Source organism: Bradyrhizobium sp. 187, assembly GCF_023101005.1.
GTDB classification, from domain to species: domain Bacteria; phylum Pseudomonadota; class Alphaproteobacteria; order Rhizobiales; family Xanthobacteraceae; genus Bradyrhizobium; species Bradyrhizobium canariense_D.
Genome location: NZ_CP064693.1, coordinates 164,735 through 177,465, shown reverse-complemented (window position 1 = coordinate 177,465; position 12,731 = coordinate 164,735). Strand labels below are relative to the sequence as shown.

At 64.4% G+C, this 12,731-nt stretch carries 12 protein-coding genes; 4 read left to right on the top strand and 8 right to left on the bottom strand.

Annotated elements, in window-relative coordinates; genetic code table 11:
- Window positions 1-133 precede the first annotated feature (133 nt).
- From sucD to IVB19_RS00845, 7 genes are all read right to left on the bottom strand, one after another.
- Window positions 134-1,018: a succinate--CoA ligase subunit alpha gene (gene sucD, locus IVB19_RS00875; protein ID WP_018459831.1), complete on the bottom strand. Its 885-nt coding sequence runs from the start codon at window positions 1,016-1,018 to the stop codon at window positions 134-136.
- 34 nt (window positions 1,019-1,052) lie between these two features.
- Window positions 1,053-1,532 carry a DUF1579 family protein gene (locus IVB19_RS00870; RefSeq protein WP_007604324.1) on the bottom strand — a complete coding sequence of 160 codons (480 nt, stop codon included), beginning with the start codon at window positions 1,530-1,532 and terminating at the stop codon, window positions 1,053-1,055.
- 4 nt (window positions 1,533-1,536) lie between these two features.
- Window positions 1,537-2,733, bottom strand: a complete 1,197-nt coding sequence (gene sucC / locus IVB19_RS00865) for an ADP-forming succinate--CoA ligase subunit beta (protein WP_018459829.1) — start codon at window positions 2,731-2,733, stop codon at window positions 1,537-1,539.
- A 220-nt stretch (window positions 2,734-2,953) separates the two neighbouring features.
- Window positions 2,954-3,922 (bottom strand): malate dehydrogenase, encoded by a 969-nt coding sequence (gene mdh, locus IVB19_RS00860; protein ID WP_007598869.1) that lies wholly within the window; start codon window positions 3,920-3,922, stop codon window positions 2,954-2,956.
- A 183-nt stretch (window positions 3,923-4,105) separates the two neighbouring features.
- Window positions 4,106-5,290: a cell division protein ZapE gene (zapE, locus tag IVB19_RS00855; RefSeq protein WP_085348694.1), complete on the bottom strand. Its 1,185-nt coding sequence runs from the start codon at window positions 5,288-5,290 to the stop codon at window positions 4,106-4,108.
- Between the two features lie 217 nt (window positions 5,291-5,507).
- On the bottom strand, window positions 5,508-6,044 hold the full coding sequence (gene thpR, locus IVB19_RS00850; RefSeq protein WP_007598862.1) for an RNA 2',3'-cyclic phosphodiesterase: 537 nt from the start codon (window positions 6,042-6,044) through the stop codon (window positions 5,508-5,510).
- Window positions 6,045-6,218: 174 nt separating this feature from the next.
- Window positions 6,219-6,854, bottom strand: coding sequence for an arylesterase (locus IVB19_RS00845; protein WP_026233885.1), 636 nt, complete (start codon window positions 6,852-6,854; stop codon window positions 6,219-6,221).
- A gap of 55 nt (window positions 6,855-6,909) precedes the next feature.
- Between IVB19_RS00845 and IVB19_RS00840 the strand changes: the two genes are divergently transcribed.
- The 4 genes from IVB19_RS00840 to IVB19_RS00825 all read left to right on the top strand — a co-directional run bounded on the left by IVB19_RS00840 (window position 6,910) and on the right by IVB19_RS00825 (window position 12,020).
- Window positions 6,910-7,632: an ABC transporter ATP-binding protein gene (locus tag IVB19_RS00840; protein ID WP_018459825.1), complete on the top strand. Its 723-nt coding sequence runs from the start codon at window positions 6,910-6,912 to the stop codon at window positions 7,630-7,632.
- Window positions 7,629-10,199 (top strand): ABC transporter permease, encoded by a 2,571-nt coding sequence (locus IVB19_RS00835; protein ID WP_247820876.1) that lies wholly within the window; start codon window positions 7,629-7,631, stop codon window positions 10,197-10,199. The genes IVB19_RS00840 and IVB19_RS00835 overlap by 4 nt, the downstream gene beginning before the upstream one ends.
- 270 nt (window positions 10,200-10,469) lie before the next feature.
- The gene (locus tag IVB19_RS00830) at window positions 10,470-11,261 is read left to right on the top strand and encodes a Bax inhibitor-1/YccA family protein (RefSeq protein WP_007598855.1); all 792 of its coding nucleotides are present in this window, start codon (window positions 10,470-10,472) and stop codon (window positions 11,259-11,261) included.
- Window positions 11,262-11,489: 228 nt separating this feature from the next.
- Window positions 11,490-12,020 carry a GNAT family N-acetyltransferase gene (locus IVB19_RS00825; protein ID WP_018459823.1) on the top strand — a complete coding sequence of 177 codons (531 nt, stop codon included), beginning with the start codon at window positions 11,490-11,492 and terminating at the stop codon, window positions 12,018-12,020.
- A 92-nt stretch (window positions 12,021-12,112) separates the two neighbouring features.
- Here IVB19_RS00825 and IVB19_RS00820 read toward each other — a convergent pair whose 3' ends face one another.
- Entirely contained in the window at window positions 12,113-12,481 is a 369-nt protein-coding gene (locus IVB19_RS00820) for a DUF2794 domain-containing protein (protein WP_018459822.1), read from the bottom strand.
- Between the last annotated feature and the right edge of the window lie 250 nt (window positions 12,482-12,731).

The following is a 12,731-nucleotide window of genomic DNA, read 5'->3' as shown; positions in this document are numbered from 1 at the left end:
GAGTTCCTGGCGATTTCGGTTCGCGCATAACAAACGGCGCTGGCGCTGGGCTCCCCGGCAGAGGACCAGCGCGACAGGCACCATTTACCCTATTTGCTGCGAAACTTCGCCCGGAAAATTACGAAGGTGTGAATCAAGATTTCAATTTTTCGGCAAGCGTGTGGCCGAGGCGCGCGGGAGATGGCGACACTGTAATTCCAGCCGATTTCATCGCGTCGGTCTTGGAACCGGCGTCGCCCTTGCCGCCCGAAATGATCGCACCGGCGTGGCCCATGCGACGGCCGGGAGGGGCCGTGACACCGGCGATGAAACCGACCATCGGCTTCTTGCGGCCGCGCTTGGCCTCGTCCTTGAGGAACTGGGCGGCGTCCTCCTCGGCGGAACCGCCGATCTCGCCGATCATGATGATCGACTCGGTCTTGGGGTCGCCGAGCAGCATTTCCAGCACGTCGATAAACTCGGTTCCCTTGACCGGGTCGCCGCCGATGCCGACCGCGGTGGTCTGGCCGAGGCCTTCCTGGGTGGTCTGGAACACGGCTTCGTAGGTCAGCGTGCCGGAGCGGGAGACGATGCCGACGCTGCCGGTCTTGAAGATGTTGGCTGGCATGATGCCGATCTTGCACTCGCCGGCGGTCATGACGCCCGGGCAGTTCGGCCCGATCAGGCGCGACTTGGAGCCGGCCAGCGAACGCTTCACCCTGACCATGTCGATGACCGGGATACCTTCCGTGATGCAGACGATCAGCGGGATCTCGGCGTCGATGGCTTCGCAGATCGCATCGGCCGCGCCCGGCGGCGGCACATAGATCACCGATGCATCGGCACCGGTCTTCTCACGCGCCTCGCGCACGGTGTCGAACACCGGCAGCCCCAGATGCGTCGCGCCGCCTTTGCCGGGCGAGGTGCCGCCGACCATCTTGGTGCCATAGGCAATCGCGGCCTCCGAATGGAAGGTGCCGTTCTTGCCGGTAAAGCCCTGGCAGATGACCTTGGTGTTCTTGTCGATCAGGATGGACATGAGGTCTGCTTTCGCGAAACTAACGAGTGAGAGGTCAGTGGATGCGGCGGTAGACGCCGGTGAGCACGTCGGCCCAGCCTTCTGCGTCCGGCGAGAACTGGATCTTCAACGAATAGGAATCGTCGTCGATGATTTCATAGACGTGGCGCGCATTGCCGCGGAGCGAGCCGCGCACCAGCGTCAGGGTCTTGCCGACCCACCCGCCGGAGGCGGGCGAAGGCGGCGTGTAGCCGAGCGAGTCGTACCAGAACAATTTGTAGGTCCGGTCTTCGCGGTCGAAGGTGAAGATGCCGTGGGTGGCGAAGCTCTGCTTGCCGTCGCGGGTCTGGACCGAGTCCTGGATCAGATAGAAGCCATTGAGATCCATGTGGGCCACGACGCGAGAAGTCGCCGTTCCACCCTCCGTCCAGCGCGACGGAAAGACCACCTCTTCGCCATTCCATTCACCGGCGAACGCGGCAAGACGCGCGTGCTCCGGCAGCGGGGATGATGCAGCGAGATGGTCCTGAGTCATGGCCTCAGCCTCCCTTGACGGCCTTCACGATCTTCTGCGCGGCGTCGTCGAGATTGTCGGCCGGCACCACGTTCAGGCCGGATTCACGAATGATCTTTTTGCCCAGCTCGACATTGGTGCCTTCGAGGCGAACCACCAGCGGCACGCTGAGGCCGACTTCACGCACGGCGGCCGTGACGCCCTCGGCGATCACGTCGCACTTCATGATGCCACCGAAGATGTTGACCAGGATGCCCTTCACGTTGGGATCCGCGGTGATGATCTTGAAGGCGGCCGCGACCTTTTCCTTGCTGGCGCTGCCGCCGACGTCGAGGAAGTTCGCCGGCGCCATGCCGTAGAGCTTGATGATGTCCATCGTCGCCATCGCGAGACCGGCGCCGTTGACCATGCAGCCGATATTGCCGTCGAGGGTGACGTAGTTGAGGTCGTATTTGGACGCCTCGATTTCCTTGGCGTCTTCCTCGGTCTCGTCGCGCAGCGCGAGCACCTCGGGGTGACGAAACAGGGCGTTGTCGTCGAACGACACCTTGGCGTCGAGCACGCGGAGCTGGCCCTGCTTGGTCACGACGAGCGGGTTGATCTCCAGCATCGACATGTCCTTCGCGACGAAGGCCGCGTAGAGCTGCGCGGTGAGCTTCTCGGCCTGCTTGGCGAGATCGCCGGAGAGTTTCAGCGCGTTCGCGACGGTGCGGCCGTGATGGCCCATGATGCCGGTCGCGGGATCGATCGAGAAGGTCACGATCTTCTCAGGCGTGTTGTGCGCGACGTCCTCGATGTTGACGCCGCCCTCAGTCGACACCACGAAGGAGACGCGGGAGGTCTCGCGGTCGACCAGGATCGAGAGGTAGAATTCCTTGTCGATGTCTGAGCCGTCCTCGATGTAGAGGCGGTTGACCTGCTTGCCGGCGGGTCCGGTCTGGATGGTGACGAGCGTTGCGCCGAGCATCTGCTTGGCGAATTCGGAAACTTCCGCGGCCGACTTGGCGATGCGGACGCCGCCCTTGTCGCCGGCCGACGCTTCCTTGAACTTGCCCTTGCCGCGGCCGCCGGCGTGGATCTGGCTCTTCACGACCCAGACCGGGCCCGGGAGTGCCTTTGCCGCCGCGTCCGCATCGGTTGCCTTCAGGACCGGAACGCCCTTCGAGATCGCGACACCGAACTCGTTCAGCAGCGCTTTGGCCTGATATTCATGGATATTCATTTAGTCGCTCCCTGAACCCGCGGGCGGTGACCTCGTAGGCCCACCTCAGTCTTGTGGCTGGCATACCATATACCACAGGAACTGCAACCCGGATTCTCTGACATCGATCTCTGGACTGCCGATCCGGAGCCCGCCCCGTCCTCTACAAGAGTTGCAGCGGGGGCCCGGAAGTGAAACCGCCGAAGACCGGTTTTTCGATCTTCGGCGGGGAATGTTGGGTTTAGCGGCCCAGAAGATCGGGCGCGATCTTCTTGCAGGCGTCAACCAGACCCTGCACTGCGCCGACCGACTTGTCGAAGGCTTCGCGGTCCTTGCCGACGAGCTCGATCTCGACGACGCGCTCGACGCCCTTGGAGCCGATCACGACGGGCACGCCGACATACATGTCCTTCACGCCGTATTCGCCGTTCAGGTAGGCGGCCGAGGCCAGCACGCGCTTCTTGTCACGCAGATAGCTCTCGGCCATCGCGATCGCGGAAGCCGCCGGAGCATAGAAGGCCGAGCCGGTCTTGAGCAGATTGACGATCTCGGCGCCGCCGTTGCGGGTGCGGTCGACGATCTCGTCGAGGCGCGCCTGCGAGGTCCAGCCCATCTTGACGAGATCGGGCAACGGGATGCCGGCGACGGTGGAGTATTTTACCAGCGGCACCATGGTGTCGCCATGGCCGCCCAGCACGAAGGCGGTGACGTCTTCGACCGAAACGTTGAACTCGTCGGCCAGGAAGTAGCGGAAGCGCGACGAATCCAGCACGCCGGCCATGCCGACGACCTTCTTGTGCGGCAGGCCGCTGGCCTTCTGCAGGGCCCAGACCATCGCGTCGAGCGGGTTGGTGATGCAGATGACGAAGGCGTCGGGAGCGTACTTCTTGATGCCGGCGCCGACCTGTTCCATGACCTTGAGGTTGATGGAGAGGAGGTCGTCGCGGCTCATGCCGGGCTTGCGCGGCACGCCGGCGGTGACGATGCAGACCTTTGCGTTGTCGAGCGCCTCGTAGGAGTTCGCGCCGGTGTAGTGCGCGTCAAAGCCGTCGACCGGCGAGGACTGCGCGATGTCGAGCGCCTTGCCCTGCGGCACGCCCTCGGCGATGTCGAACATCACCACGTCGCCCAGCTCTTTCAGGCCGATGAGATGAGCCAGCGTTCCGCCGATCTGACCGGAGCCAATCAAAGCAATCTTGTCGCGCGCCATGTGAGCCTGTCCTTTAGACACGTAAGGAGGGGAAAACTGAGACGGGTGGTTATCCCTTTCGCCTCCCCCGTTCAAGTCACGGGTTGCCCAATTGTCGGGCTTGCCGCGTATTCAAGCGCAACCTTGTCATTCCGGGGCTTGGGGAAGCGCCGAGTCCGGAATGACAGCGCTGGCAAATAGGACTTAAGTCTCGACCAAGCCCTTGGTCGAGCCGCTGGCGGTGGAATCCTTGCGGCCGTGAGGCAGCGCCAGATAGGATTCCGAGCTCATTTCGATCAGGCGCGACGCGGTGCGCTTGAACTCGTTGGCCTCGTTGCCCTCATTGGCAAGATAGAGCGAGATCGGGTTGGCATCGGCGGAGGCCATCAGCTTCACGGCATTGTCATACAGCGTGTCGATCAACGTAATGAAACGCTTGGCGGCGTTGCGCTGGGAGAAATCCATCACTGGAATATGGTCGACCAGGATGGTGTGATAGTCGTGCGCCAGCCTGAGATAGTCGGATGCCCCGAGCGGCTTGTCGCAGAGATCGGCGAACGTGAAGCGCGCCACGCCGTGGGCCGAGCACGGCACGTGCAGGATGCGGCCCTTGATCGAAATATCGCGCGACTTGCATTTGGCGCCGCCTGACATCTTCGACCAGGCGCGGTCGAGCGCGGCGTCCGCCTCGGTGTCTGCCGGCGTCAGCCACATCGGTACGCCCTGAAGTTTTTCCAGCCGGAAGTCGGTGCGCGCGTCGAGCCGCAGCACGTCCATGTGGTCGGTGATCTGCCTGATGAAGGGCAGAAACAGCGAACGGTTCAGGCCGCCCTTGTAGAGGTCGTCAGGCGCGACGTTGGAGGTCGCGACCACCACGGTGCCGAGCTCCAGCAGCTTTGCGAACAGGCGGCCCAAGATCATCGCGTCCGCGATGTCGGTGACGTGGAATTCGTCGAAACAGAGCAGCCAGCTCTCCTCGAAAATCGCATGCGCGGTCAGCGCGATGACGTCGCCGTCGCCAATCTCGCCGCGCGCGATGCCCTGGCGATAATCGTAGATGCGCTCGTGCACCTCGGCCATGAATTCGTGGAAATGGGCGCGCCTCTTGTGCTCGACTGTCGAGTGCTGGAAGAACAGATCCATCAGCATGGTCTTGCCGCGGCCGACCTCGCCATGGACGTAGAGCCCGTGCGGCGCCTCGTCCTTGTCGCTGCTGAACAGGCGGCTGAGCAGGCCCTGCTTGCGCGGCGGCTTGTAATCGGCGAGCCGCTGGTCGAGCGCGGCATAGGCGTCGGCGATTTCAGCCTGCGCAGCGTCGGGCTCGATCGCGCCGGACGCGATCTGGGCCTGATAGGCCTCGCGGAATGAGGAACTGGGGGTCGAGAGCATGCTCTTTACCGCCAGAGATGAGCGGAAATTGCAAGCCGTGAATTGGGGCGGGGCGCCATGCATTCCGTGTCCCGGACGCGCTGCGGCACGCAGTGACGCTGCGCAGAGCCGGGACCGACTGTTTCGTACAGGACCGTTCGTCTATCGCCGCGTAATGGGCCCCGGCTCTGCAGCGCACCGCTTCGCGCTGCGCAGCGTCCGGGGCACGAGAGCTTCGCTACTCACACAGCTCGTAGGCGTCCTCGACCACATACGGGCCGCCGCCGGTTGAGGCGCGGGACGAGAACAAAACAAAACGTTCGGCCGTGAATGCCTTGCTGGGAAAATAGCCACGCAGCGAGAGATAATCGGCGACGTCACGGTCGGTGGCGTCGTGCAGCCGGGCCAGCGTGACATGCGGGATGAACTTGCGGCCTTCCGGGTCGAGGCCGATCCGCTGCATCAGGCGCTCGAGCTCGGCCTGCAATTCCATCAGCGGCTTGCTCGGCACGATGGTGGCGACCACCGCGCGCGGCTTGCGTCCGCCGAAACTCTGCAAACCCTGCACCTTCACCTCGAACGGCTTACGGTCGACGCGAAACAGCATCGAGGCGATTTCGTTGGCGGACATGCCATCGATATTGCCGATGAAGCGCAGGGTGACATGGTAATTTTCGGGATCGATCCAGCGGGCGCCGGGAAGGCCGCCCCGCAAATTGGAAAGCGACTGGCCAATCTCGGCCGGAATTTCCAGACCAGTGAACAAACGCGGCATCGTTTCGCACTCCCGATGCTTGGGCATGATCCCAGGGCAAGATCATATCCAAATTTTAGAGCCGGCGACGAATCACCGGTACCCTAATTCCTATCGCAGTTGTGTGACCCTGCGAAGCATCGCGCGCCTTACTCCGGTAAAACCCTGGGAATTACGGTTAGCGCTGCCTGGTTTTCAACGCCGTTGCTCAGCGATGGTGCCAAGGAATGCCTCAACCGTAGGCAAGATATTCTTGACGATGATATCGACGCCGGCCGCGGTCGGATGAATGCCGTCGGCCTGGTTGAGCTTGGCATCGGCCGCGACACCATCGAGAAAAAACGGATAGAGCGGCACGCCGAATTTTTTCGCCAGATCCGGATAAATCGAATTGAAGCGCGCAGCATAATCCGCGCCGTAATTCGGCGGCGCCAGCATGCCGCACAGCATCACCGCGATCTTGCGCGCCTTGAGGCGCTGGACGATCTCGGTCAGCGCGGTGCGGGTCAAATCGGGATCGATGCCGCGCAACGCATCATTGGCGCCGAGCTCGATGATCACACCGTCGGTTCCGTCAGGGACCGACCAGTCGAGCCGGTCACGGCCCCCCGAGGAGGTGTCGCCGGATACCCCGGCATTGGTCATGCCGACCTCTATGCCTTTGTCTTGTAAAGCTTTTTGAAGCTTTGTGGGGAACGCTTCCTGGGCCGGGAGGCCAAGACCCGCGCTCAGGGAATCGCCGAGAACCACCAGCTTGATCGGTTTCGCCGCCTCAGCCCATGCCGGATTTGCGACGGTCATCAAAGCGAACATCAACACGGCTATGTGCATGAACAATCCGTAACGCCTCTCGACCGCGCGGGCGGAGTTGCCATATGACCGGACCATGGACACTCGCATCTCTTCCTCTTCGCTCGCCGACAGTTCGGCCGACACCATCGCCATCTCCAACGTCAATCTGTCATTGGGTACGGGCGCGGCACGCGTTCACATCCTCAAGGATATCAGCTTGCGCGTGGGCCGGAGCGAGACGATCGGCCTGATCGGCCCGTCAGGTTCGGGCAAATCCACGCTGCTGATGGTGATGGCGGGGCTGGAGCGTCCTGATAGCGGAGAGGTGGTGGTCAACGGCACGCCTTTCAATGCCCTCGACGAGGACGCACTGGCCCGCTTCCGCGGCCGCCAGGTCGGCATCGTCTTCCAGTCCTTCCATTTGATCCCGACCATGACCGCGCTGGAGAATGTCGCGGTGCCGCTCGAGCTTGCGGGCAATCCCGACGCCGCAAAGCGCGCGGCGCAGGAGCTGCAATCGGTCGGGCTCGGCGACCGTCTGCATCATTATCCGACCCAACTCTCCGGCGGCGAGCAGCAGCGCGTGGCGCTGGCCCGCGCACTGGCACCCGATCCAGCGATCCTCGTCGCCGACGAGCCGACCGGCAATCTCGACGAAGCCACGGGACAACAGATCGTCGACCTCCTGTTCAGCAAGCATGCCGAGCGCGGCATGACGCTGGTGCTGGTCACGCACGATTCTTCGCTCGCGCAGCGCTGCGATCGCGTGATCCGCCTCCGTTCGGGGCGCATCGACACGCAGTCGGCGCCGGCATGAGTGCTGCTGCCGCACCGTTTGCGAAGCCCAACGGCGTCGCGCTGTCGCTGCGTTACGCGCTGCGCGAATTGCGCGGCGGCCTGCGCGGCTTCTACGTCTTCATTGCCTGCATCGCGCTCGGCGTGATGGCCATCGCTGGCGTCGGCTCGGTCTCGGCGAGCCTGAGCGACGGCCTCGCCCGCGAAGGCCGTACGCTGCTCGGCGGCGACGTGTCGTTCGTCCTGTTTCAGCGCGAGGCGAAGCCGGAGGAAGTCGCCTTCCTGCGTTCGCGCGGCACCGTCTCGAGCGCCGCCACACTGCGCGGCATGGCGCGCTCGGCCGAGGGCAAGCTGGCCCTGGTCGAGATGAAGGCGGTCGACGACACCTATCCGATGCTGGGCCAGCTGACGCTGGCGCCGCCGCTGCCGATGTCCGAGTTGCTCGCGGAGCGCGACGGCGCGTTCGGCGCGGCCGCCGATCCGACACTGCTGGCGCGGCTGTCGCTCAAGACCGGCGATCGCGTCACCGTCGGGGCTGCGACGTTCCAGATCCGCAGCGCCGTCGAAGCCGAGCCCGACAAGCTCGCAGGCGGCATCGGCTTCGGCCCGCGCTTCCTGATCAGCGAAGCGGGCCTGCGCGCGACAGGGCTCGTCCAACCCGGCAGCCTGGTGCGCTGGGTCTATCGTGTGAAGCTGCCGGAGATCGCCAACAACGAGCGCGCCACCGACGCCTTCATCGCGGACGCCCGCAACGCCGCGCCGCAGGCCGGCTGGGAGGTCCGCAGCCGCTCCAATGCCTCGCCGCAGCTCGAGCGCAACATCAACCGCTTCACGCAGTTCCTGACGCTGGTCGGCCTCGCCGCGCTGCTGGTCGGCGGCGTCGGCGTTGCCAATGCCGTCAAGGCCCATATCGACCACAAGCTCGAGGTGATCGCGGCCTTCAAGGCCGTCGGCGCCACCGGGCGCGACGTGTTCGGCATCTATCTCGCCCAGGTTCTCCTGCTCGCCGCGATCGGCTCAGTGATCGGCCTCGCACTAGGCGCCGCCATGCCGTTCGCGATCGTCGGCCTATTCGGCAAGCTGCTGCCCCTGCCGGTGGTGCCGGCGGTGCATGCCGACGAGCTCGCGCTGTCGTTCGTCTACGGGCTGCTCACGGCGCTTGCCTTCGGCCTGTGGCCGCTCGGGCGAGTGCACGACGTGCCGGTGGCGGCGCTGTTCCGCGACACCATCAGCTCCGAATGGCATCGGCCACGCTGGAGCTATCTCGTCTTCATGGCCGTCGTGATCGCGCTGCTCATCGCGGTCGTGATCGGGCTGTCCTTCGACAAGCGCATCGCCGCGGTGTTCGTGGCCTCCTCCGTGGTCGTGTTCGCGCTGCTCCGCGGCATTGCCGCCCTGCTGATGACGATCGCACGGCGGCTGCCGCGCACGCGATGGCCGATGCTGCGACTTGCGATTGCCAACATCCACCGGCCGGGCGCGCTGACGCCCTCGGTCGTGCTGTCGCTCGGGCTCGGGCTCGCCGTGCTCGTCACCATCACCCAGATCGACGGCAATCTGCGCCGGCAGTTCCTGGCGGCGCTGCCCGAGCACGCGCCATCGTTCTTCTTCATCGACATTCCGAGCACGCAGGCCGAGCAGTTCGACACATACCTGCGCCAGATCGCCCCTGGCGCGAAAGTCGACGACGTGCCGATGCTGCGCGGACGGATCGTCGGAGCCCGTGGTGTCCGCGCCGAGGAGCTCAAGCCCAGCACCGATTCCGAGTGGGTGCTGCAGAGCGACCGCGGCCTGACCTATACCGCCGAGCTGCCGAAGGGCTCCAAGGTGGTCGAGGGCGAGTGGTGGAGCGCCGATTATTCCGGCCCGCCGCTGGTTTCGATGGAGAAGAAGATCGCGGACGGACTCGGCCTCAAGGTCGGCGACGAGGTCGTGGTCAATATCCTCGGCCGCGACATCCCCGCGAAGATCAGCAATCTGCGCAGCATCGACTGGCAGGGCCTCGGCATCAATTTCGTCCTCGTGTTCTCGCCGAACGCATTCAAGGGCGCGCCGCACACCCACATCGCGACGCTGACGGAAGCCGGCGGCGATGCGGCCGGCGACGGCAAGATCATCAAGGAGGTCGCTGACGCCTATCCGATGGTGACGAGCGTGCGCGTGCGCGAGGTGATGGAGACGGTCGGCTCGGTCGTGACCAACCTGGCGCTGGCGATCCGCGGCGCCAGCGCGGTGACCCTGATCTCGGCGATCCTGGTGCTCGGCGGCGCGCTCGCCGCCGGCCATCGCCACCGGGTCTACGATGCGGTGATCCTCAAGACCCTGGGCGCGACCCGGCTGCGGCTGCTCGGCGCCTATGCGCTCGAATACCTCCTGATCGGGCTTGCCACCGCGGTCTTCGGCGTTTTCGCCGGCAGCGTCGCGGCCTGGATGATCGTGACCCGGCTGATGACCCTCACTTTCGTCTGGCAGGGCGGCAGCGCAGCCGGCGTGGTCGCGGCTGCCTTCGTCGTCACGGTCGGCCTCGGGCTCGCCGGCACCCTGCTGGCGTTGAACAAAAAGCCCGCCACGGTGTTGCGGAATTTGTGACAAATGGTAGCGGGCGGCGGCACGGGAGCGAAATCGCACGATTCCAGCGATTAACCACGTCCGCTCGTCTGGATTGCAGGTAAGGGCGACATTCAGCCGCGCGTGGACGGTTGCAGCGAATGTGTTAGTTTCCCACATATCGAATGGGTTCGGAGCCCCGATTGTTAGCCAAAATTTAGTCGGCAGACATCGGTATCCGAGATAGAATTTGACGAACCGGCGGCATGGCGACCCTCATGCCGGACCGGACCAACCAACGGGAATTCGACCATGTCGGACCTAGACCGCAATTACGCTTCTCCTTTCGGCAGGGCCGCCGGGCGTGTTGACGCCGCGACGGTCGATGCCGGCCTGCGCGCCTACATGCTGCGCATCTACAACTACATGAGCATCGGCCTGGCCATCACCGGCCTTGCCGCCCTCGGCGTCTACATGGCCGCCGTGACGGACGTTCCGACCCCGGAAGCCGTGCGGGTCGGCAAGCTGTTCCTGACGCCGTTCGGCTACGCGATGTTCGTCAGCCCCCTGAAGTGGCTGTTCATGCTCGCGCCGCTCGCCATGGTGTTCGTGATCTCGGCAGGCATCAACCGGCTCGCTCCTTCGACCGCCCAGATCCTGTTCTGGGTGTTCGCGGCACTGATGGGCGTCTCGCTGTCCTCGATCTTCCTGGTGTTCACGCACACCTCGATCGTCCGGGTGTTCTTCATCACCGCGGCGACTTTCGGCGCGCTCAGCCTCTACGGTTACACCACCAAGCGTGACATGAGCGGAATGGGTTCGTTCCTGTTCATGGGCCTGATCGGCATCGTCATCGCGAGCCTGGTGAACCTGTTCCTGGCGAGCTCGGTGCTGCAGTTCGTCGTGTCGGTGGTCGGCGTGCTGGTGTTCGCGGGCCTCACCGCCTGGGATACCCAGCGGCTGAAGAACGACTACATCTACGGTTACGCTTCGGCCGGCGGTGACATCGCAGAGCGTGCGGCCATCACCGGCGCGCTGTCGCTGTACCTGAACTTCATCAACTTGTTCACGCTGCTCCTGCAGCTCCTCGGCCAGCGCGACTAAGCGCCAGCCCAGAGTGGACGCCAGCAACCCCCGGCCGAGAGGCCGGGGTTTTTGTTTGGGGCGAGCCTCTCAACACCCACCGTCATTGCGAGCGCAGCGAAGCAATCCAGAGTCCCTCCGCTGGTGCATTTCTGGATTGCTTCGTCGCAAGGGCTCCTCGCAAGGACGGAGTATGAGGAAGCACGGTTGCCTCTTCCAGCCGCCCCGGGAAGGCTCTAATCTTGCGGCATGTCCGCACCCGATATCAGGCCCACCACCGAGGCCGACCTCCCCGCCATCACGGCCATCTATCGGCAGGCTGTCCGCGAGGGCACCGCGACGTTCGAGCTGGAGCCGCCCGACCTTGCCGAGATGACGCGCCGCTACCGCACGCTGATCGACGGCGGCTACCCCTATTTCGTCGCCATCCTCGACGGGCGCGTCGCCGGCTACGCCTATGCCGGTGCCTACCGGCCCCGCCCGGCCTACCGCTTCACGGTCGAGAACTCGATCTATCTCGATCCATCCTTCCACCGCCGCGGCATCGGGGCGCTCCTGCTGGAGCGGCTGATCGTCGAATGCGAGGCACGCGGCTTCCGTCAGATGATCGCGGTAATTGGGGATTCCACCAATGCCGGCTCGATCGGCGTGCACACCAGGGCCGGCTTCAAAATGATCGGCACGCATCCCAGCGTCGGGCTGAAATTCGGCCGCTGGCTGGACACGGTAATGATGCAGCGGAGCCTCGGCGAGGGCGCCAAGAGCGTGCCGGGGAAGTAAGGCCCGTAGCCCGGGTGAGCGAAGCGATACCCGGGAACGCTGCAAGCAAAGACCCGGATGTCGCTACGCTCATCCGGGCTACTGGATCCCTGCTACACCACCGCCAATTTGCGATCGATCACCAGGAGCACGCGCTCCAGTTCGTGGCCGCGGCGCAGGATCAAGCCCGTCGCCGAGATCACGCTGTACATGCCCTGCTTGCGCGCGAGGCGCGGATCCTTCTCGATACGATAGATCGGCACTTCCGAGGCGCGGCGAAAGACCGAGAACACAGCGCGATCCCTGAGGAAGTCGATGGCATAGTCGCGCCACTCGCCTTCGGCAACCATCCGGCCGTAGAGATTGAGAATACGGTGCAGCTCGAGCCGGTTGAACGTCACGCGGCTCAGTTGCGCATTCGAAGCGGCGGGGCGCGCCGCCGCACGCTGTTCGCTCGGATCGGTATCCTCCGACAGACTCATAGGCCGCCTCCTGTCGCATCAGCATGACCGCGTCCGCGAAGACCGTCCCTCGACCGCGGATCATGACGGTTGCATGATTGCGCCAACTGTTCCCCACCGCAAGGGCCCTTGGAAGGACCTTGGAATCGGAGCCAATCCGCCCACACGCAGCGGTGGAACTCTGTCGCGGCAAACCGTCACGGGATCGTTAGCAGGAATCATAGTGTCGCCGCTTTTCCGCCAAGCGACTGCCGCCCTGCGTTGCGAAAAG